The following is a 21,249-nucleotide window of genomic DNA, read 5'->3' on the forward strand; positions in this document are numbered from 1 at the left end:
TTGTGTGTAGGTGAGTCGCCTGGAACGGGGTTTATTCCTCGTCCAGCGCGTCCACAGCGGCCTTCAGGTCGTCTTGCGACACCTCTTTTTCGGTCACTTCGGCCATCTCGCCGATGAAATCGACGACCTTGTCCTCAAACAGCGGCGCGCGGACCTGCTGTTGGGCGGCCTGGTTCTGCTGGATGAACTCGAAGAACGCGCGTTCCTGGCCCGGGTACTGGCGCGCCTGGGTCATGATCGCTTGCGTCATCTCGGCATCAGACACCGTGACGTCGTTCTTCTGGCCCAACTCGGCCAGCAAGAGACCCAGCTTCACGCGACGCTCGGCCAGAGAGGTATGCTCCTCCGTCGTCTCGATCTCGGGGTGGTCGTGGCCTTCCACCTCGGGGTTTTCCTCGTGCCACAGCTGATGCGCGATCTGCTTGGCCTCGGCATCCACCAGCGAGGGCGGCAGCTCGAAGTTCACCACTTCGTCCAGCTGATCCAGAAGCGAGCGCTTCATCACGGCGCGGGCGGCACCCTTGTACTCGGCGCCCAGACGCTCGGTGATCTGACCCTTCAGGGCCTCCAGATCTTCGGCACCGAACTTCTTGGCCAGCTCATCATCGATCTCGGCGGCGACGGGCTTTTTCACCTCTTTGATGGTGCAGGCGAAGACGGCGGCTTTGCCGGCCAGATGCTCGGCCTGGTATTCCTCGGGGAAGGTCACTTCCACGTCCTTGCTTTCGCCGGCTTTCACACCCACCAGCTGCTCTTCAAAGCCGGGGATGAACTGGCCGGAGCCCAGCTTCAGCGGGAAGTCTTCTGCCGCGCCGCCCTCAAAGGCCTCGCCATCCACGGTGCCGAGGAAATCGAACACCACCTGATCACCGTCGGCGGCCTTGCCCTTCTTGGTGGCAAAGCTTTCGGCGTTCTCGGCCAGGTTTTTCAGCGCCTCGTCGATCTCTTTGTCAGAGGGCGTCACCACCAGCTTTTCCAGCTTGATCGCCTTGTAATCCACGTCCGGGATCTCGGGCAGCTTTTCATAGGCCATGGAGACGACAATATCGTCGCCCTCTTTCCAATCCTCGTTGGTCATCTTGACCTCGGGCTGCATGGCGGGGCGGTCGCCGCTCTCGTCCAGGTGGCCCTGCATCGCTTCATCGACGGATTCCTGCATCGCCTCGCCCATCACCCGGGGGCCGAACTGCTTTTTCAACAGCGCCATCGGCACCTTGCCTTTGCGGAAGCCCTTCATCTCCACCTCGGGGCGGGCTTCTTCCAGCTTGGCGTTCACGCGGCTTTCCAGATCGGTTGCCGGAACGGTGATCGTGTATTCGCGCTTCAGGCCCTCGGCCAGGGTCTCGGTGATTTGCATCGGGGCATCCTCTTTGGCATCGCGCGCACGGTCCGGTTCGTCGGGTCACGCGCGAGCATCAATCGTCTTGAAAATCGCGCTCCTTCTATGGGCGCGAGGGCTGAGGCGCAAGGGGAAGCGCGCGGCGCGCGGGGCCGCACGGGCACATTTGCGTAAGGTAAACCGGAGGTTTACAAAATGAGCGTGGAATCGCCACATTGAGGGGGCCTGTCTGCGCCTCGCCTGCCCCCGATTTAACCCGCCCAAAGGCCCGCATTTTCGATGTCCGACGACCCCGACAAGACCCGGATCCTGCCAGAGGGCCCCGCCGGAGAGCTTCCGGTGGGCGCCGAGTTGAGCCAGGGCATGTACCGGATCACGGGCCGGATCGCGGCGGGCGGCTTCGGGATCACCTACGAGGCGCGCGACAACCTGGAACGCAAGGTCGCCATCAAGGAGTGCTTTCCGGCGGGCCTGGCGTTGCGCGCGGGCGATTTCACCGTGTCGGCGGCCAGCGCCTCCACCGCCGAGCCGTTCGAGACGGCGCGCACGCTGTTTCTGCGCGAGGCGCGGACATTGGCGGCGCTGCGCCATCCCAACATCGTCCACGTCCAGACCCTGTTTGAAGAGAATGGCTCCGCCTATATGGCGATGGACTACATCGACGGGCGCGATCTGCAGCATGTGATCGCCCATGAGCCCGAGCTGCTGACCCCCGACTATATCATGGAGTTGACCCGCGCCCTCCTGGCCGCGCTCGATTACCTGCACCGCGATGCGCCCGCCAAGGGCAAGGAGCGGCTGCTGCACCGCGATATCAAGCCCGCCAACATCCGCATTGACCCGCTCGACAGCCCCGTGGTGATCGATTTCGGCGCCGCGCGGCAGGAAACCAAGGCGCAATCGCGCGCGGCGGGCACGTTTCGCGTGGTCTCGGACGGGTATTCGCCGAATGAATTCTACGTGGCGGGCACCGAACAGGGCCCGGCCTCGGACCTCTATTCCCTGGCCGCGACGCTTTACCATTGCATCAGCGGTGCCGCCCCCGCGCCCGCCGATGAGCGTGCGCAGAAGGTGTCGAACGGCGAGGATGACCCCTACCAGCCCATCGCGGGCCGTTTCCCCGCCCATGATCCGCGCCTTCTGGCGCTGATCGACCGCGCCCTGTCGCGTCCCCTGCGCGAACGCCCGGCAGACGCCGCGGCCTGGTTCAAAGCGCTGCCCGACTCCACGACGCGGATCATCCCTGCGGCACCGCCCCAAGCACCACCCAAAGCACCTGCCCCGGCCCCCGCCAACGGCGGCGTTTGGAAAGGCGCGCTGATCGCGAGCGTCTCCGCCATGGCGCTGGTGGGCGTCGGCGTCTACGCGCTCAGCGATCCGCTGGTCACGGACACGGAGCTGCGCCAACAGTTGGACGCAGCCCAATCCGCTATGTCCGAGATGGAGGCTGAAATGGCCGAAATGTCGAGCACCGCCAACGGGTTACAGGCCGAGGTTGATCTTGCTCTGGAGGCCCGCGAACAGGCCGACGCCCGCGCCGATGAGCTGGCCGAGACGGTCACAGACCTGCGCGACCAGCTGCGCGCGGCAGGTGACGGCGGCGGCGAAGAGGCCGCCGCTTTGCGCCGCCAGTTGGACCGGGCGCTGGCCGAGCAAACCACCGCAGCCGCCGAGATTGCCGCGCTGCAAGCGGATCTGGAAACGGCCCGCGCCGCGGCCGACTTGCCGCCGGAAATGGACCTTGTGCTGGCCTCGCGCGCGGCCGCCGAGGCCGAGCGCGCCGCGGCCCTGGCCGATCTGCAACGCATGGCCGCCAACCTCGCCGACGCCGAGGCCGAGGCCGCGCGCCTGAACGTCGAGTTGCGTACCACCCGCGCCGAGATGGACCTGATGCTGGTCGGCACCTCACGCCCCAACTCTGGGCCCGGCACAACACCCGCGCCCGCCGCCTGCCCCGACCCCGCCGCGCTCGGGCAAGCGCAGCGCTACACCGGGACCGACATCTACAGCCCCCAGACCCTGATCACCGACGCCAGCGGCACCACGGACCTGTCGGCCTGCGACGGCCTGCCGTTCAACGCCGTGGGCGTGGCAAACAGGGCGCCCACCTACACCTTGACCCTGTCAGAAATGGAACAATTCGGGCGGCTGGAAATGCAGGTCGTCTCGGTCTGCGACACGACGCTTCTGGTCAACACCCAGGACGGCGTTTGGCACTTCGATGACAACAGCAACGGGGGCATCCTGCCGATGCTGAACCTGAGCGGGCAAGAGGCCATCGAGGGCCGCGTGCAGGTCTGGATCGGCACCAGCGACGGATCAGATTGCACCGCGGATCTGGAGCTGGAAACCTGGCTAAACTAACGCGGTTTCAAAGGTTTGCCGGGTCGTACTCTGTCTCGACCCAGGCGCGCAGGTCGATGGGCCCTCGGGCCAGCCGGGCGGCGTAGGCTTCCAGGAAACGGTCCAGCACCCCGGTCTTGGACGCGCGGATATGCAGGTGCCGGAAGGTTAACGCCCGCTGCGCCTCAGCCACCGGTTTGCCCTCCACATGGATCGCCCAAAGCGCCGCTGCCAGGCCGGTGCGGTCGGCGCCGGATTTGCAATGGATCAGCACCGGGTTCTCGCGGGGCGGCGGCAGGCGGTCAAACATATCCAACAGCCGCAAAAGCCCCTCAACCCGCGGCGCTTCGCGCGCGGTCAGGGGCGCGTTCATTAGCGTCAGGCCGAGCGCTGCGCAGGCCTCAACTTCAAAGGCATGGACCGCACCCTGCGCCGGGCGCAGGCTGATGACATGGCGGACACCGCGCGCCTTCCAGCGCGCCAACGCCTGCGCATTGGGGTGGTTGGATCGATAAAGCCCCTCGGCGATCTGGCCCTCATTGGTCCAGCGCCGGCGCAACCAGCCATGGTCGATCGTCGCGGCATAGAACTGCCCCTGCCAGCGCCCCAGGGCGCTGTCGATCCGTTGATCATACTTGTGGGTCAACACCGCCCAGGCGGCGGCGATCTTCTGGGGCAGACTGGGGCTCATGCCTCCCCTTGTTGCAGGCGCGCGCGGATTGCAAGGGGGCGGATCTACAGCTTGCCCAACTGCCCGCCCTTGAAGCGCCAGCGGATGAACAGCACCTGCATCGGCCCCAACAGCGCCAGGAAGGAGGGCACGAAGACCAGAGTGAAGTGCAGGACCAGGGGGCCAAGGCTTGCAAAGGCCGCCTCTGGGAGGAACGGCAGTAGCCCCGTCCGCGCGAGGGCCAGCGCCAGGGCGAATTCGACCCACGAAAAGAAGGCCTGAAAGACGAACGGCCAATCCCTCTCCCACCGCAGCGACTGCGCGAAAATGTAGATCGGGTCGAGCAGCAGGCCCAGGCCCGTGACCGTACACAGGAACCAGACATAAAGCTGGATGCGCGACCAGTCCCACTGCCCCCCCGTTTGCCACAGCCCGAATGCCAGCGTGACTGGCAAGCCAATGACAATAAACAGGAAAAGCCGCGTTTGCAGACGGCCCGCAAGGGTCGGGATCATGGCTGCACCCCCCTCATGGCTTGGCCCCGATCATCCATTTGCTCCACCCCGCAGCCGAGCGCAGCGGCCCAAGGCGGCGCACCCCATGGGTCCGCTCCTCCGCGATATGATCGACCGAGCGCAGGGCCGCATATTGCAGGCCAAGGAAGCTGTCGACCGCCAGATACGGCCCGCCCGTGGTGATCGTGCCCGCGGCATAGACCCTGCCCGCGCCGTTGCGCAGGCCTTCCACCTCAAAATCATTGCTCGCCGCCAGACCCAGCGGCGTGCCCGGCCCGGAGGCGTCCAAGGGATAGGCGTGATTGCGCGGCAGATCATAGGTGTCCAGCAGATCAGCCAGCAGGGGCGCGCGGCGGATGTCGGCGATTAACCCTGTGCAATCAATGAGGTAGTCTGCGTTGAGGTGTTCTACGCTCCCCTCTGGCGTCGCGATGTTGACGCGCACGCCCTCGGGCTGATTGGGCTGTGCTGCCAGCGGCTGCAGGTCTTGGATGCTGCCGAAAATCGGGGTGTACCACCCCTCCTGCGTGCCACGCTTGATCAGCTTGATCCAGTCCCGGCGCTCGGCGGTCGTGGTGCCGCCAAGCTGCGCCAGCATCGCGCCGCGGGTGGCGGGATCGGCGGCCTCATATTCAGCCCTCAGGTCCCCGCCCCAACAGGATTTCGGCCAGTTAAACGGCTGAATTTCCACGTTATGACGCACCAACCTGCGGGCAGCGCGGAAGCCCGCCCCGTCACGAGGACCCAGCGGCGTACGCATCGAATGAAGAACGCGGATCTGCGGGTTCTTGGCGCGCGCCTCATGGAGGCGCTGGATGATGCGCGAGGCCACGATGCCCCGCCCCCGCACCATGACCTGAACCGGGCCGCCGCGCCGCTCCGCCTCCAGATAGATCTGATCGTGGGGCTCATAGGCATTGGCCACCTGCGCGCGGGCGTCGGGGTGATTAGTGATAAAGGTCTGAAAATCATCAACAAACCGCGTCGCCGGATAGCCTGTGGAGAGGTGGACGACATCGGCGATGACATAGCGGTTGCGCGCCTGGCCAATCGCCTCCCCGCCCCAAAGCTTGGTGGCCAGCGCGTAACGTCCGTCCGTGGTCTTGCGCAGGCTCAGCACCTGCGCTTTCAGCAGCATCTCGGGCCAGCCGATCCGCGCGGCTTCCGTGTCGAGGCTGTCGAACACATCACCTGCGCGCGGCGTGTAGGATTGCGCCAGGGCGGGTTCGGCCAGCACCTGAATCAGCCCCTTGAACCCGGTGCCCTTGCCCGCCTCGCGCAGAGCGTAACCGGGGAAGCCCCAGATGTTGTCGGGGCGGCTGAGTGAGTTGGAGCGCAGCCGTTCATGATCCGGTATCTGGCTGTTTTTGCAGTACCTTTTGTAGGTCTGATAGCAGGTGGCATCGGTTCCCAGGACGCGGATATCACCCGGTTTCACGCCGTAGCACCGCAGGTGATCCACCCAGACGAAGCTGCCAAGCCCGCCGCCCACGGCGCAAAAACGCACCTCTTCAACGGGGTGGCCAGAGGCGCGCAGCGCCTCGACCGAGACCATGTCACGCCCGCCAAACTCAGCGTCCGGGAAAGTGCGGCGGGTGACCGGCGGCGCGGCGGCGTCCGGGCTGACCAGGCGCGACACGAGGCTCGCGTCCACCTCCGCCCCGCCGATGCGCGACACCGCCTCGGGCGTGTCGGCGGGCGCCAACAGCTCCAGCACCCAGCCCGGAATGCGGACCTGATCGCCGACCGACAGCGCCACCTCATCCACGCGCGAGCCGTTCACCGTGGTGCCATTGGTAGAGCCCTCATCCCGGATGCGCACGGCGTCACGGTCCAGCACCAGCGTCATATGCCGTCGCGACACCGCATCGCCGGACAGGGGCACATCGGCATCCGCCGATTTGCCGACCAGAAAGGCGCCGGGATCCTCGCACAACAAGATGCGCGAAGGGCCGGTAAACGCGCCATCCATGCCGATCTGACGGACCCGAAATCGGACGGGAAACACAATCATACCAGCACCTTAGGAGTGTACCCAGTAAGAGGTGCCATCGCCCAGGCGCTGCCCGCAATAACGGCAGTTTTCGCCCGGAAGATAGGGGTTCAGCTGACGACACGCGGGGTTGCTGCACGACAGGCCCTTGCCGTCCTCTGCCGACATGATCCGCAACATCTGCCCCCGGATCTCGACCGTGTCCAGATGATCCATCGGCACCGCTTCATCGGCCTCCAGCAGGCGGCGATTGTGAGAGACTTCGCCGCCCACCCCCCCAATTGCCGTGATCCCACCTGCTCCGTCGGGGCCAACCATCACCAGGCATCGCCCCCCCTCCGCCCGCAGCGCGTCCAGCGCCGCGCGCGCTTCACCGGGGCGGCGGCGCATCAGGACCTCGCGCCCTTCGGCCACCAGCGCGATGGACACACCGTCCAGGTCCAGCGCCTTCAGCCGCCCGGTCGAGGCACTGTCATAAACCAGGTGCAGCGGCTGGCCGATGGCATCCACCCGCGCCGCCTTCGGGGCGCTGACCGTGACCCGCAGGCCGACCGTTTCAAACGCGCGCAAGGTGCCGGGCGACATGGCGACCGTGCCGCCGCGCCCCATGGCCACGGGCGCGGCCCCGGCGTGGGCGATCTGCGACACGCCGTTCGACGATAGATCCGTGACGATCAACGCCCCGTCAGAGGCCTCAGAGATGGTCATATGTTGCCGCGACAACGTGCCGAACCCCTCGCCAAACGGCACGACCTGCCCGTCCCCGGCGCTCAATCGGCCGGTGTTTTCCGCGCCGAAGCGGCCCAGTTCCACGGGCGTGCGCAGGGTTTGCGCGGCCATAAGCACCGCGTTGGTCGCGGCCCAATGGATCGAGACTTCGACATCACCCGCCATCGGAAAGGCCTCCGTCGCCGGGCCGCGCGCGCTCGGATCGTGGGGCGGGAACCGGCAGCAGCGGGTCCACGCCCCCCTCCGGCGCGCTGATGCCTTCGCTTTGGGGCACGGCATCGGAGGCTGGCGTCAATGCGTCGAGGCCGATGGCGTTGGCGCCCGGGGCCAAAGCCTCTCCACCCGTCTCACCCCCGAATTCAAGCGTCGCGGCGCGGGCGGGCGTCGGGACTTGGCTCATGATCTCCACGGCCAGTTTGTCGCCGATGATTGTTGGGGTATTTGTCGCCAGGATCTCTTCGCCAAGGGGCGCAGTTTCTCCAACGATTTCATGGGTATCGGCCCCAGCCGCATCTGCCACCACCTCGGGCGCTTGCACAACAGACCGTGTCGATGCCGCCGACGGGGCAACCACGCTCGGGGCGGGCGTGATGAGGGCCGGCGCCGGTTGCGGCGCCACGGTGGGCGTCACGGCCGCCGTCTCGAAACCCGTGGTTTCGGGCCCGGAAAGCAGGGCCGGCAGGGCAAAGACCAACCCGGCGGCGACGGCAGCCGCGCCCAGAAGGCCCGCAGGCAGAACCCAGCGGCGCGCCCCCACTGGGCGCGCGACATCGGTTGGGGTCGGCGCGCGCGGCGCTGGTGTATCGACCGCGGCCAAGGGCACGCCCACCGCGCGCTCTGTGGTGTCAGAGGTCGTCGCCATCGCCCGCACAGCACCCCGAGCCTCGGCCAGTTGCAGCACCAGAATGGCTGTGTTGTCCTGGGTCTCGTCATTCAGATCACGCAGGGCATCCATCAGCGCATCGGCGATCTCTCGGCTGCTGCCACCGCGCGCCACAACCCGGGAAATCTCCGCCTCTTCAAGGTGTTGCACCCCGTCCGAGGCCTGGATCAACACATCGCCCGGGTCCAGCACCGTCGCCGTCGTGGGCACATCCATCGCCTTCAACGCATTGCCCATCAGCACGGAGGTCAAGGCGTTGCGGTCCGGATGGTTGGCCGCCTCCGCTGCCGTGATCTCGCCGGTACGGGCCATCTCGTCGATCACCGGCGCCATGGAATGATCTTCATTTAACTGCCGCAGGCGGCCCTCGCGCCAAAGGTACAGCGGGCTATCGCCCACGGACGCCCAGTATAAGCGATCCTCAAACAGCACCGTGGCCAGGAACGTCGTGCCCATCCCGTGCAGGCGGCGATCATCGGCGGCGCGATCCTTGATCACTTCGTTGGCGGTCTCAACGGCCGAGGTCAGCTCGGACGTCAGGGATTTCTCCAGCGCCGCGCCATCGTGCATCAGGAATTTCAGGTGGCTTGCCGCGTCAATCACCACCAGCCGGGACGCCAGATCGCCCGCCGCATGGCCGCCCATCCCGTCCGCCAGGATCGCAAAACCGCGGTCGAGGCCGCCGTGGAAATCGGCCAGCAGCGTATCTTCCTGGTAGGGCCGCGCGCCCTGCCACAGGGCGGTGGCCACGTCGTAGGAAATGCCGCTTGCGGTCGCGCTCATGTCTGGGACCAATCGAAATCATCGCCGCAAAGCGCCACGAAACGCAGGGACGTCGCACCGATGGAAAGCGTGTCGCCATGGGCCAGCGCTTCGGTTGCCAGCACCGGCGTGTTGTTGAGCCGCACGAGGTTGGTCTTGCCGCCGTGGCTGACAAAAAAGCGGCGCGTGGCATCGTCGTAGGTGACGAAAGCATGGGCATCGCGGCTGATCGCGTCGTCGCCGAAATCAAGCTGGATCTGCGGGCCGTCACCGCGCCCGATGCTGTTCATGCCCGAAATCACCGGCAGCGCCGCGCCGTGTCCGGGCCCAGCGGTGACGACCAGCCAGCCCACGGGCGGCGCCTCGGCTTGCGGGGTCTCTGGCGTTGCATCGCCACCGTAGCCCAGGATCCGCGTCTTGGGCCGGGCGTGGCCCGAGGCATCGCGGCCTCCCGGCGGGGGGGCGGCAGGTGTCGGCTCAGCAGGTGTCGGCTCGGCAGCCGCCACCGGGCGCGTCGCGGCCATCGGCGCGGCGGCGGGGGCAGCCTCCAGGGGATCATCGGTCAGGATGGGCTTCTTCGCCATCGTCGTCTTCTCGCTTTTCGCGGCGCGTCGCATCGCCCGGGTCGTCGAAAGGGTAGCATATTCCGCGCCTTGATGAAGGAGTTTGCCACCGGGGGCGAGTGGCGGAAACCCTCCCTTGGGCGCGTGTCAGTCGTTGTCCGACGTGCCCGCCCCGGCGCCCGCGCGGCTTTGCTCGGTCGCGGGCGCATAGGTGCGGGCGGCGAAAGTGTTAAGGGCGTTAAGGATTTCCAGGCTGACCTGCGCGCGGGTTTGGGTGGCGGCGCGCGGCGTTGCGCGAGGGGTCAGCGCCATCGTGTCAGGGTCAATATCGACGCCATGGGGCGTCACCTTGGCCAGAAAGGGCAGCAGCAGGATCGGGCTCCACACGGGACCAAGGGGGCCGTCGGGCAACACGCCCATATCCGAGAGGTAACCGCCGAGCGCCAGGGGGCAGAGGCCCTGTTTGACCGGCGTGAACGCGGGAAGCGCGGGGATCATGTCGCCCACAGGCAAGCCGTCGGTCGCGCGCAAAAGCGCCACCAAGGCGCCCGCGCCCTCCTCGCCGCGCGCGGTCAGCCAACGGACCGCATGGCCCGCATCCTCGGCCACACCAACCGCGCGCCCGGCCCCGCGCGTGGCCTTGACGCAGAGCGATTGCAGCTCTCCGAGCGACAGATCTTGGGTCACTCGGCGGCCTCAAGGGGCGGATAGCTCCAGCCATCGGGGTCGGCATCGGCCAGCTCACCGGGATACGGCGCGTTTTGGAACATGGTGATCCGCAGCCACCGGTCCGAGCGTGGATCGAACCGCGTGGCCCCAAAAAAGCTGAGCTTTGCGCGCAGAAGGTCAATCGGGGCCATGTCGGCGTGGGTCGTGTTATCGCGGATCTCGGCATAGGGATGGCGCGCGGCCAGTTGCAGGCGGCGAACCGTATGGCGATGCTCGGGCGCATGCAGCAGGAACGCCGCGATGGGCCCGGTGTGAGCGTCCAGCGCAGCGTAGAGCTTCGCCGCATCATGGGCCGGGCACAGCGCATTGGCGTAGGCGTCCAGGTCTTCTTCCGCCCGCTCCCCCAGGCGCGGCTCCAGCTTCTCGGCCGAGGTGTACCAGACCCGCGCGCAGGCCTCGGGCGCGGTCCAATCGGTCGTAAGCGCCCGGGGATGGATGCATTCGATCAGATCCTTAACGGCGTTAACCTCCATGCGCCCGTCGATCCGCTCCGGCGTCTCATCGGCGGCCATGCAGCCCGCCGCGTCGTCAATCAGGGGCCCATAGGGCTCCAACAAAAGCGAGGCCAATTGCTCCTGCCCCTCCAGCCCCAGCGTCACCTCCGCCCAACGCCAAAGCCTATCCCAGGGCCGCTCTGCGCTGAAATCGTGGGTTTCCAGATGCGCTTGCAAGGCGTCCATATCGGCGCGCAGCTGCACCAGCTTCGCCTGCTGGATCGGATGCGCGGACTGCCACTCCCGCGCATTGCGCGCGGCACGCTCGGCGAAGCTACGGAACGTGGCGACTTCCGTGACCGAGGCGTGGGAAAGCCCCCTCACCTCCGCCAGCGCCCATTCACGCGCGGCGATCCAATGGTGGATCAACTTGGAGTGGTTCACCAGAAACGGCGCCATTCCCAGGCCCGTCGAGTTGCCGATCCCAAAGCGCCGTTTCAACGCCGGATCAAACCGCGCGGCGCCGGGATCCTGCGCTCGCGCCATATGCTCGACCAGGTCCATCACGAAGGTGCGGACCAGGTAGACGGTCAACATCTCGGCCTGAAACGGCGCGTTCAACTCCACCCGCGCCTCGATCGCGGCCCGGTCCGCCGCGCCGAATTTGGCCGAGCCATAGACGGCCGTGGTGCGCATCAAATACCCCACCTCGGCGATCTTTTCGGCATCCGGCTGTCGGCCCGAGGCCAGCGCGCCAACCACATGATCCCACAGCCGCACCGACCGGTTCGCACGGCTCAGCGTCAGAACCCTGTCCGAGACCCGCCCCGCCTCCTGCTTCGGCACATTGGCGCGCAAATCGTTAATGTCGTTAACCGTTGGCACGCCATCAAACAGCACAAACGTCGCGTCCCACGCCGTGGCAATCACCCGGTCCGAGCGCATCTCGGCGGGCAGATCATGGGCGAAGGCCACCAGCGAATAGGCGCGATCCCGCGCGCGCACGGTGTAGACGGCATGGCCCTCGCCACGCCCATCAATCTCCCACTCCGGTCGGAAAAATTGCCACGCCTCGCGCTTCATCCGGCGCAACAGCACCCGCATGAACGACAAGCGCGACTGGTGCATGGAGCCCATGCGCGCCAGGGTCATCACCTCTTGCGGGTCGCGCATCTCGATGGTTTGGGGCAAGGGCTGTTTCATTGCGGACCGAAGTTCTTGTCAAAGAAGTTGAACCAATTGCCGCCAATCAACGCGGCCACGCAGTCGTCGTCAAACCCCACCGCCCTCAACCCCGCCTCAAGCCCCGGGAAATCCGCGTTGGAGCGAAACCATTCGGGCTGCGGCGGGAACCCCGGCGCAGAGGCCGAGCCCTCGCCATAATCAATTCGCTTGGTCCACCGGCCCACGCGCATCCACTCCACCACGCTGTCGGGCTGATCCTGACACAGATCGCTGCCGATGCCGAAATGCTGCACGCCGTAGCGCGCTGCCGCGTCCATCATCGCGCCGCAGAAACTGTCCATAGTGCAGGCACTGCCCCCCTTAAGATGATGCGGATAAAGGGAAAATCCCATCATCCCGCCGCCTGCAACGACAGCCTCGATCACCTCAGCGCGCTTGTTGCGCCGCGCCGGATGCCAATCAAACGGGTTGGCATGGGTGATCGCAATCGGCCGCGTGGAATGCTCCGCCGCCTCGATGGTAGAACGGTCGGCGGAATGCGACATGTCCACCACCATCCCAACGCGGTTCATCTCGGCAATCACCTCGCGGCCCATGCGGGTCAGCCCGGGATCCTCCGCCTCATAGCACCCCGTCGCGAGCAGCGACTGGTTGTTATACGTCAGCTGCATGAAACGCAGACCCAGCCTATGGAGGATCTGCACCAGCCCAATGTCATCTTCAATCGGCGACGGGTTCTGCGCCCCAAACACAATCGCCGTCTTGCCCGCCGCGCGCGCAGCCGCCACATCGGCGGCAGAGCCCGCGGGCACAATCAGATCCCCATGATCCTCAAAATAGCGATTCCAGCGCTCCATCTGCAGCACCGTCTCGCGGAACACCTCGTGGTAGGCGATGGTCACATGGACCGCATCCAAACCGCCTGCGCGCATTTCCTCAAAAATGCGCCGCGACCAGTTACAATATTGCAGACCATCAATTCTCATACCGCGATCTGGCCCGATCCAAAGAACCCCGTCAATCCCGCAACCGCCGCTCGCGCTCCCGTCACCACTAGACGCGCACCCCCCATTTCCCCGTTCCTAAAATATCCCCGCCCATTGCCGTTAGGCGGGTTTTCCCGCCGATAGGGGAGGCTCCCACACCCACCAAAAGCGCCGCCCTCAACAAATCCAGGCACCCCCCTCAATTCCGGAAATACATCGCGTATTTCTCCCGCACCGCCAGATCCAGATCCGGCGCCACCAGCCCTGCCGGTTGCGACAGGATCTTCTCCTTGCGCGCGCGAGCGTTCGCCACGAGGTCGGGCTTCTCGTTCTCCTCCCATTCCTTCGGGCTCATCCGGTTGCCGAAGGTGGGGTAGACGAAATCCGTCTGCATCAGCGCCAGCGTCTTGTCGGTGCCCAGGTAATGCCCGTTGCCGCCCAGGCAGACCTCGGCCATCTGATCGAGCGCCAGGGTGTCCTCATTCACCTCAATCCCGCGCACGCAGCGCATCGCCTGGCCGATCAGATCGTCCGACAGGATCAACGATTCCAGGCAAAACCCGAGGAGAGAGGCATGCATTCCCGCCGCCTCATAGACCATGTTCAAGCCCGACAGGCCCGCCATGACGTTGGAGCACATCTGCTCCCACCCCGCCTGCATGTCGGGCATTTTGCTGTCCGACGCGCCGCCCGCAGCCCCGCCGGGCAGCCCGTAGAACTGGTGCATCTGCGCGCAGGCAGACGACAGCAACGCCTGCTCGCCCGAGCCCAGGCACATCGCGCCGGTGCGCAGGTCCAACCCGAAGGGCCAGGTCCCGAAAACCGCCGGATGCCCCGGCGCCAACGCGTTGACATAGACGAGGCCCGCCAGGCACTCCGCCGTGGCCTGCGTCACGGCCCCGGCAATGGTCGAGGGCGCCGTGGCCCCCGCCATGCCCGCGCTCAACAGCAGGATCGGCATGCCCGCGCGGATGCACAGCTCCATCGTTTCGCAGGATTCCGTGGCGAATTTCATCGGCGGCACCACGAAACAGTTGGTGTTGGACATGAAGGGCCGCGCGCGCCAGGCCTCTTCTCCGCCCGCCAGTTGATGGATCAACTCCATGCAGGGTGCGACATGGGAGGGGTCACTGAACGACATGCCGATGTGCTTGGTCGTGCCCGCGACCGAGGCGTAGATGGAGTTCAGGTCCATCTCAAGATTGTCGGCCACATCGCGGCAGACCATCGGGCGTTGGAAGAAATTCACGTTGTCCAGCGCCTGGGTGATCCGGGCGGCATCGTGCAGATCCTGGGCGGTGCATTCGCGGTAGCTGTTGGTTTCCGGCTCGACGATATGAACCGCGGCCCCCGCCGTGCCGTAATGGACCTTGGTCCCCCACAGCTCCAGATCGTGGGCCGGGTCGCGGCCCTTCAGGGTGATGGCGCGCGCGGCTTTGCCCAGCGCGTCTTCGACCACCTGGCGCGGGAAGCGCACGCGTCCGTCCTCGCTGCTATAGATCGCGCCGACCGAGACCATCAGATCAATGCCCGATTGCGGTGCATCGACCAGCCCGATGGTCTCCAGCGCCTGCAAGGCCGCCTCGTGGATCTGGCCCACCTGGGCGTCGGTCAGCACCTTCAAGGTGCCGCCTTCCATGCCCGCCCGGATCGGGCGCATTTCCTCGGGCAAGGCCGCCGCCCGTGCTGCCACCCGCGCCGCGCGGCCTCCGCCCCGACGGCTCTTTTTCTCCATGATCTCAGTCATCTGCGCTACCCTCCCTCAGCATCGCATCAATTTCATCGCCCGGGGCACTGCCTTTGAGCACGGTCAAATCCCCCGCCACCACGCCTGTCATCGCGTCGCGAATGGCCGCGTGGGTCAGCCGGGCCACCTGCCCGCCCAGCGACACGCGCCGCACCCCCATCGCGGCCAGCTCCGTCACCGGCAGGTCCCGTAAGGGGCCCGCCGCCAGCGCATTGACCGGGGCGGTGACCGCCCCCAACACGCGTTCCAGTTCCGCCCTCCCCGGCGGCACCGGCAGGTAGAGACAATCGGCGCCCGCCGCTTCAAAGGCCTGCAAGCGCGCGATGCCCTCCTCCAGATCGTAAAGCTTGTTCATCACCCCGTCGGCACGCGCGGTCAGCACGAAGGGCCGCCCCAAGGCCCGCGCGGCACCCACGGCGGCTTTGATCCGCTCCACGGCCAGCTCGAAGTCATAGGCCCGCAGCCCGCGGTCGAACCCCATATCCTCGATCCCGCAGCCCGACAGGCCCACCTCGGCGGCCATCCGCACGGTTTCGGCCACCGTCTCGGGGTCATCGCCAAATCCGTTCTCGAAATCGCCGCTCACGGGCAAGGGCGTTGCCGACACGATGTCCTGGGCATGGGCCAGCGCCTCGTCGCGGCTCACGCCGCCCATATCGGGGCGGCCCATCGTAAACGCGTGCCCCGCCGAGGTCGTCGCCAGCGCCACCGCGCCCGAGGCCGCCATCAGCCGGGCCGAGCCGCGATCCCAAGGGTTGGGCATCACGAAACAGCCACCCCCATGGAGGCGCGCAAAGGTCTCGTGCCTGTCAGGCAAGCTCATGCCAACCTCCTTAGGGCGAGTTTTACAATGATTTTATGGGGGATCAGGACCACCGCCAGATAGAGCCGCCCGGTCCAATGGTTGAACCAGATCCGCGTCGTCAGGCGCGCGCTGCCCTCTTCGATGATGGTCTGGAGCGTGAAGGTCAGGTGGCGGTCGATCAGGCCCAACTCGTAGGCGCCCGGGGCCTCGGAGACAACGGGCAGATCGGCCATGCCTTGATCCAGTGACGGCGTGCTCAGGCCCAAACGGCCCACGATCCCATTGCGGATCGCCATCGCCCGGGCGACCCAGGGCGGAAGTTGGCCCAGCGCCACCTCATAGGCCGCGCGCGCCGTTGTCAGGTCGGCGCGCAGGGGCGCCGCGTGGGTGTCGGACCAATCGGGCGGCCGCAGCGGACGCTTGAGGCTTGTCATGGCAGCCCGTCCCCCAAGGCGTTCACCCGGCGGGTGATTTCGGCAATATGAACCGGCCCCACCTCACAGCAGCCGCCGACGATTGTGGCACCCTGATCGATCCATCCCATGACGTGATCGGCATAGGCCTCGGGCCCCAGGTCACTGCGCGCGGTCAAGGCATCGACCGTCGGCGCATCGCCCAGAAAGCCCGCGCTGATCTCAGTGAACCCGTTGGCGTAGGCGCCAAACGGCTTGCCGCCCCGCCCCAGGATCTCCAGTGCCGCAGGCATCACTTCGGGGACCGAGCAATTGGCCAGCAGCGCCGCCGCATCGCCCGCCATCGCCAGCACATCGGCCAATGCCTCACCCGAGCGCAAGCGCGTGCCATCGTTGTCATCCACGCTGAACGCCAGCCAGACCGGCACATCGTGGCCCAGCGTGCCGTCCAGCACCGCCTCGGCCTGCGCGAGAGAGGTGATCGTCTCGCAAATCATCAGATCCACATGGGGCGCGTGCAACGTGGCGATCTCGGCATAAAGTGCCACGGCGGCACTGTGTTGCGGCATCAGATCGGGGCGGTAGGACGCCCCCAAAGGCCCAATCGCGCTGGCCACACGGCCCGCGCCATGGGCATCGCGCGCCTTCAGCGCCTGATCCAGCGCGGTCTTGTGCAGGCTGACGAATTCCTCTTCCACACCGGCATGATCCAGGCGGTCGCGGTGGATCGCATAGGTGTTGGCGGTGGCAATCTGGGCGCCCGCGTTGAAGAAATCGCGGTGGATCTCGCCCACCAGATGCGGCTTGGCGCGCATCACGTCCGTTGACCACAGCGCCGTCGGCGGCATGCCCGAGCGCGCCACCAGTTCCTGCCCCATCCCCCCGTCAAGGATCGTAATTTCCGTCATTGTCTCGCCTCCACCGAAAGATCACGCGAGCCCAGTAACACGGCGGCAGCCAGCATCAATCCCCCAGAGATCCGATTGAGCCAGATCCCCTGCAGCACCTTGATCCGGCCCAGGGTGCGCGCTGCGACCCAACCCCAGGCGATCAAGGTCAGCCCGTCCACGACAAGATAAGTCACGCCCAGGATCAGCAGCTGCGGCAGGATCGCCACGGAAGGATCGATGAACTGCGGGAACAGCGCCCCGAAAAACACCACCGCATAGGGGTTGGCCGAAGAGGTCACGAACCCCTGCCGGAACAGAGCCGTGGTGGCGGGCTTGGGGGCATCGGCGCTTGGTTTGGACAGGATCAGCCGCACCCCGATCCAGGCCAGATAGGCGACACCGGCCCATTTCACGACCCACAGCGCATCGGCAGAGGCTGCGATTAACGCCGTTAACCCAAACGCCGCCGCCGTCATCTGCAAGCTGTTGGCCGTCAGATCCCCCGCCACGACCGCCAGGGACCGCCGCAACCCGTGCCGCGCGCTGTTGGACATGATCAATAGCTGAGAGGTATCGGGCGGGGTCGCGAAGAATGCGACGAGAACGCCCAGATAAAGAAGGTAGACCTCCACACTCACAGCGGCGATCCGATCATGCCCAGACCCTGATCATGCCCTGATACGCTCGTTGGCCGCGTCCCAGATCGGGCCATCGCCCTGCACGGTGGCTTTGCAGATCTCGCCGTAGATGTTGACGTTCAGCTCCGTGCCCGGCGCGCTCAGATCGGCGCGCACCATGGCCAGCGCCACGGAATGGCCCACCCGGTAGCCCCAGGCGCCCGAGGTCGTCTCGCCCACCACTTCGCCGTCGTATGTGATCGTCGACATGTAAGGCGCATCCGCCGCGCCCGCATCGACATTCAGGATCACGAAGCGCTTCTTCACACCGCTCTGCTTTTCCGACAGAAGCGCCGCTTTGCCGGGGAAATCCTGCGGCTTGTCGAACTTCACGAACCGCTCCATCCCGCCTTCCAGCAGGGTGTAATCGGTCGAAAGATCGCCCTTCCACGCGCGATATCCCTTCTCGATCCGCAGTGCGTTGAGCGCGAACATCCCGAACGGCACAGCCCCTGCCGCCAGCACGGCCTCATAGATCATCGGCATCGTGTCGAACGGCGCATGGACCTCCCAGCCCAACTCGCCCGCGAAGGACACGCGGAACATCTTGCAGGCATGGCCCGCCACCTTGGCGTCCTGATGGGTCAGCCAGCCCAGAGACAGATCCGCCTCGGTGCCGATTTTCTCGAACAATTCCCGCGCCTTGGGGCCTGTCACGATCAGCGTGCTCACGTCGCGGGTGTGATCCGTCAGGCTCACGCCCTCAGGCAGGCCATCGCGCCACAGCACCTCGTAATCGTGCCATTGCGCGGGCGCGGCGGTGATCAGGGTGAAGTGATCCTCGTCGTGGCGGATCAGCGACATCTCCGTCAGGATCCGGCCCCGCGTGTCGGGGAAATAGGCCAGGTTCATCCGGCCGATCTTCGGCAAAGCGCCCGCGATGCGGCCCCGCAGCCATTCGGCGCAGCCCTCACCTTCCAGGTTGAACCGAGAGAACCCGGGCAGGTCCAGCACGCCGACGCCGTCGCGGACCGCCTCACATTCCTCGCGCACCCGCGGCTCCCACGGGCCATTGCGCTCCCAGGTCTCGGTGGCTTCCAGCGAGGTATCATCACCGGGCTTGGCGAACCAATTGGCCCGTTCCCATCCGGCGAAAGAGCCCATCTGCCCGCCCAATTCGCGCACCTTGGCATCATTCGGCGACAGCTTCTTGTCGCGCCCCGCAGGCCAGGATTTCCACGGGAAATGCATCCCGTATTCGTGCCCGTAGGTCTCCAGCGCCTTTTCCAGACAATAGGAGTGATCGGCGTAATCGGTGTAGCGGCGCGGATCGACCGCCCACATGTCCCATTCGGTCTCGCCATGCATGATCCATTCCGACAGGACCTTACCCGCACCGCCGCCCTGGACGATGCCGAAGGTAAAGGAATGCGCCTCAAACGCGTTCTCCACGCCCGGCATCGGCCCAATCATCGGCAGGCCATCAGGCGCATAGGGAATAGGACCGTTGATATTGCGGCCCACGCCGCCCTCGCCCAGGATCGGCACCCGCTCCATCGCGTCTTCAATGTACCACTCAAGGCGGTCCAGATCGTCGGGGTAAAGCTGGAAGCTGAAGTCATCGGGCATCGGATCATCGGGCGTCACCCAGTGCGCCTTACAGTTCCGCTCATAGGGCCCGAGGTTCAGCCCGTGCTTGTCCTGGCGCAGATAGTAGGAGCTGTCCACATCGCGGATCATCGGCAGCTTGCGCCCGTTGGCCTCCGTCCATTCCTTCACCGCCGGGATTTCCTCGGTCAGGAAATACTGGTGCGACATGACGATCATCGGCACCGTGCGCCCGCCATGGGGCTTGAACCATTCGCCCACACGCTGCGCATAATAACCGGCGGCGTTCACCACAAACTCACAACGGATCTCGCCCTTCTCGGTCTCCACGATCCACTCGCCGTTCTCACGCCGCACGCCGGTGGCAGGCGTGAACCGGTGGATCTGCGCCCCCAAATCCCGCGCGCCTTTGGCCATCGCTTGGGTCAACTGCGCCGGGTCAATGTCGCCGTCCAGCGGGTCCCACAACACAGCCGACAGATCATGGGTCTCGATGAAGGGATACATCTCCTTCGTCTCTTCCATGCTCAGCATCTGCATATCGAGGCCCTGGTACTGGGCCATGCCCATCACCCGCTCAAACTCCTGCCGCCGCTCTTTCGTGTGACCCAGCCGCAAGGCCCCCGTCACATGGTAGTTCATCGGATAATCGACCTTCTCGGCCAACCCCCGGTACATCTCCAACGAATAGCGCTGCATGTTCAGCACCGCCCAGGAGGTCGAGAAGTTCGGACAATTCCCCGCCGCGTGCCAGGTCGAACCCGCCGTCAGCTCATTCTTCTCCAACAACACGCAGTCCGTCCAACCGCCCATCGCCAGATGATACAAAGCCGAGGTCCCAACGGCCCCGCCCCCAATGATGACAACCCTTGCAGTGCTTGGCAGATCCGCCATGTCTCTCTCCCCCTGTCGGCAGCGCGTCGCGCGCGCGCCTGAAAACTCTTAACGCGCGCAAGTATCGTATCGGAAACTTGGGACTTCAATTCGCAAGGCACATCTGTTTTGATCTGAAAAACCGATTAGCCACCCCGCCCCACACCCCCCTTCCCCGTTCTCCAAATATCCTGGGGGAGTCCGAAGGACGGGGGTGAAACCCCCAACAGGGGCGGGCGGGCGGGCCCGCCCACCCCCAAATAAAGCCCAACTTCCCATGCAAATCGACCAAATCGAAACCTTCCTCGACCTCCTCGATACCCAAAGCTTCAACCGCACCGCCGACCGCCTCGACGTGACCCAATCCACCGTCTCGGGCCGGGTCAAAGCGCTGGAAAAGGCCCTGGGCGAGCGCCTGTTTGAACGCTCCCGCTCCGGCACCCAGCCCACCACGGCGGCGCTAAGGTTCGAGACCCACGCCCGCGTCCTGCGCCGGGCCTGGGCCGATGGCCAGGCCGACGTGAAGCCCTTCGGCACCGCCGTCATGCTGCGCATCGGCATCCAGCACGACCTGATCGACAACCACGTCGCCGATTGGCTGGCCGCCCTGCGCAGCGCCCTGCCCGAGTGCGGCTTCTACGTCGACGGCGATTACTCCACGCAGATGTGCCGCGACCTGGAGACCGGCACCCTCGACCTGGGCGTCGTCTTCACGCCCCGCCCCTCGCCGGACCTCTATTTCGAGTCGATGGGAGAGGTCACCTACCAGATGATCTCGACGACCGAGGCCGCCCTGAACGACATCCAGCCCACCAATTACATCCTGCCCAACTACGCCCCCGCCTTCGCCCAGACCCACGCCGCGCTCCTGCCCGGCCTCAGCCTCGGCTCCGTCTCCAGCGGCCAGGCCGCCGCCGTTCGCGGCCTGCTGATCGCGCTTGGCGGCACCACCTACCTGCCCACGGAAATGGCCCAGAGCCTCATCGCCGAGGGCACTGCCCACGACATCGCGGACGCCCCCCGGATCACCCAGCCCGTGTTCATCGCCATGCACCTGCGCAACCGCCACCGCGCGGGCTACCGCCGCATGGCCAAAGTGCTGCGCGCCCGGATGGGCGACGGCTAACCCCACCGCCCCGGCCCGCGCGCGCCTCTATTGGATCCT

18 protein-coding genes are annotated in these 21,249 nt (G+C 66.0%); 2 read left to right on the forward strand and 16 right to left on the reverse strand.

Going from position 1 to position 21,249, the window contains the following annotated elements:
• Nucleotides 1–31 precede the first annotated feature (31 nt).
• Complete coding sequence (tig, locus tag AC6I9R_RS15460; RefSeq protein ID WP_461426460.1) at nt 32–1,357, reverse strand: trigger factor; 1,326 nt, start codon at nt 1,355–1,357, stop codon at nt 32–34.
• 261 nt (nt 1,358–1,618) lie between these two features.
• Here tig and AC6I9R_RS15465 point away from each other — a divergent pair, with 261 nt between their 5' ends.
• On the forward strand, nt 1,619–3,703 hold the full coding sequence (locus tag AC6I9R_RS15465) for a serine/threonine-protein kinase (protein ID WP_461426461.1): 2,085 nt from the start codon (nt 1,619–1,621) through the stop codon (nt 3,701–3,703).
• A 7-nt stretch (nt 3,704–3,710) separates the two neighbouring features.
• Here AC6I9R_RS15465 and AC6I9R_RS15470 read toward each other — a convergent pair whose 3' ends face one another.
• The 15 genes from AC6I9R_RS15470 to AC6I9R_RS15540 form a co-directional block, all read right to left on the reverse strand.
• Complete coding sequence (locus tag AC6I9R_RS15470; RefSeq protein WP_461426462.1) at nt 3,711–4,373, reverse strand: phosphatase domain-containing putative toxin; 663 nt, start codon at nt 4,371–4,373, stop codon at nt 3,711–3,713.
• 44 nt (nt 4,374–4,417) lie between these two features.
• Nucleotides 4,418–4,867 (reverse strand): hypothetical protein, encoded by a 450-nt coding sequence (locus tag AC6I9R_RS15475; protein ID WP_461426463.1) that lies wholly within the window; start codon nt 4,865–4,867, stop codon nt 4,418–4,420.
• 13 nt (nt 4,868–4,880) lie between these two features.
• Nucleotides 4,881–6,881, reverse strand: a complete 2,001-nt coding sequence (locus tag AC6I9R_RS15480; protein WP_461426464.1) for an FHA domain-containing protein — start codon at nt 6,879–6,881, stop codon at nt 4,881–4,883.
• Between the two features lie 9 nt (nt 6,882–6,890).
• The gene (locus AC6I9R_RS15485) at nt 6,891–7,754 is read right to left on the reverse strand and encodes a hypothetical protein (protein WP_461426465.1); all 864 of its coding nucleotides are present in this window, start codon (nt 7,752–7,754) and stop codon (nt 6,891–6,893) included.
• On the reverse strand, nt 7,744–9,255 hold the full coding sequence (locus AC6I9R_RS15490; RefSeq protein ID WP_461426466.1) for a PP2C family protein-serine/threonine phosphatase: 1,512 nt from the start codon (nt 9,253–9,255) through the stop codon (nt 7,744–7,746). Before AC6I9R_RS15490 ends, AC6I9R_RS15485 begins: the two co-directional genes overlap by 11 nt.
• Nucleotides 9,252–9,818 carry an FHA domain-containing protein gene (locus AC6I9R_RS15495; protein WP_461426467.1) on the reverse strand — a complete coding sequence of 189 codons (567 nt, stop codon included), beginning with the start codon at nt 9,816–9,818 and terminating at the stop codon, nt 9,252–9,254. The genes AC6I9R_RS15490 and AC6I9R_RS15495 overlap by 4 nt, the downstream gene beginning before the upstream one ends.
• A 126-nt stretch (nt 9,819–9,944) precedes the next feature.
• On the reverse strand, nt 9,945–10,484 hold the full coding sequence (locus AC6I9R_RS15500; protein WP_461426468.1) for a DUF3726 domain-containing protein: 540 nt from the start codon (nt 10,482–10,484) through the stop codon (nt 9,945–9,947).
• The gene (locus AC6I9R_RS15505) at nt 10,481–12,163 is read right to left on the reverse strand and encodes a hypothetical protein (RefSeq protein WP_461426469.1); all 1,683 of its coding nucleotides are present in this window, start codon (nt 12,161–12,163) and stop codon (nt 10,481–10,483) included. Before AC6I9R_RS15505 ends, AC6I9R_RS15500 begins: the two co-directional genes overlap by 4 nt.
• Nucleotides 12,160–13,131, reverse strand: coding sequence for a membrane dipeptidase (locus AC6I9R_RS15510; protein ID WP_461426470.1), 972 nt, complete (start codon nt 13,129–13,131; stop codon nt 12,160–12,162). The genes AC6I9R_RS15505 and AC6I9R_RS15510 overlap by 4 nt, the downstream gene beginning before the upstream one ends.
• Nucleotides 13,132–13,330: 199 nt before the next feature.
• The gene (locus tag AC6I9R_RS15515) at nt 13,331–14,878 is read right to left on the reverse strand and encodes a trimethylamine methyltransferase family protein (RefSeq protein ID WP_461426471.1); all 1,548 of its coding nucleotides are present in this window, start codon (nt 14,876–14,878) and stop codon (nt 13,331–13,333) included.
• The gene (locus AC6I9R_RS15520) at nt 14,871–15,701 is read right to left on the reverse strand and encodes an isocitrate lyase/PEP mutase family protein (protein WP_461426472.1); all 831 of its coding nucleotides are present in this window, start codon (nt 15,699–15,701) and stop codon (nt 14,871–14,873) included. Before AC6I9R_RS15520 ends, AC6I9R_RS15515 begins: the two co-directional genes overlap by 8 nt.
• A complete protein-coding gene (locus AC6I9R_RS15525; protein WP_461426473.1) occupies nt 15,698–16,117 on the reverse strand; it encodes a DUF2867 domain-containing protein in 420 nt (139 codons plus the stop codon). Before AC6I9R_RS15525 ends, AC6I9R_RS15520 begins: the two co-directional genes overlap by 4 nt.
• Nucleotides 16,114–17,004 (reverse strand): homocysteine S-methyltransferase family protein, encoded by an 891-nt coding sequence (locus AC6I9R_RS15530; protein WP_461426474.1) that lies wholly within the window; start codon nt 17,002–17,004, stop codon nt 16,114–16,116. Before AC6I9R_RS15530 ends, AC6I9R_RS15525 begins: the two co-directional genes overlap by 4 nt.
• Entirely contained in the window at nt 17,001–17,624 is a 624-nt protein-coding gene (locus AC6I9R_RS15535) for a LysE family translocator (protein WP_497862961.1), read from the reverse strand. The genes AC6I9R_RS15530 and AC6I9R_RS15535 overlap by 4 nt, the downstream gene beginning before the upstream one ends.
• Nucleotides 17,625–17,654: 30 nt before the next feature.
• The gene (locus AC6I9R_RS15540) at nt 17,655–20,105 is read right to left on the reverse strand and encodes a GcvT family protein (protein ID WP_461426476.1); all 2,451 of its coding nucleotides are present in this window, start codon (nt 20,103–20,105) and stop codon (nt 17,655–17,657) included.
• Between the two features lie 256 nt (nt 20,106–20,361).
• Between AC6I9R_RS15540 and AC6I9R_RS15545 the strand changes: the two genes are divergently transcribed.
• Entirely contained in the window at nt 20,362–21,210 is an 849-nt protein-coding gene (locus AC6I9R_RS15545; RefSeq protein ID WP_461426477.1) for a LysR family transcriptional regulator, read from the forward strand.
• Nucleotides 21,211–21,249: the final 39 nt, after the last annotated feature.

Source organism: Gymnodinialimonas sp. (assembly GCF_059726805.1).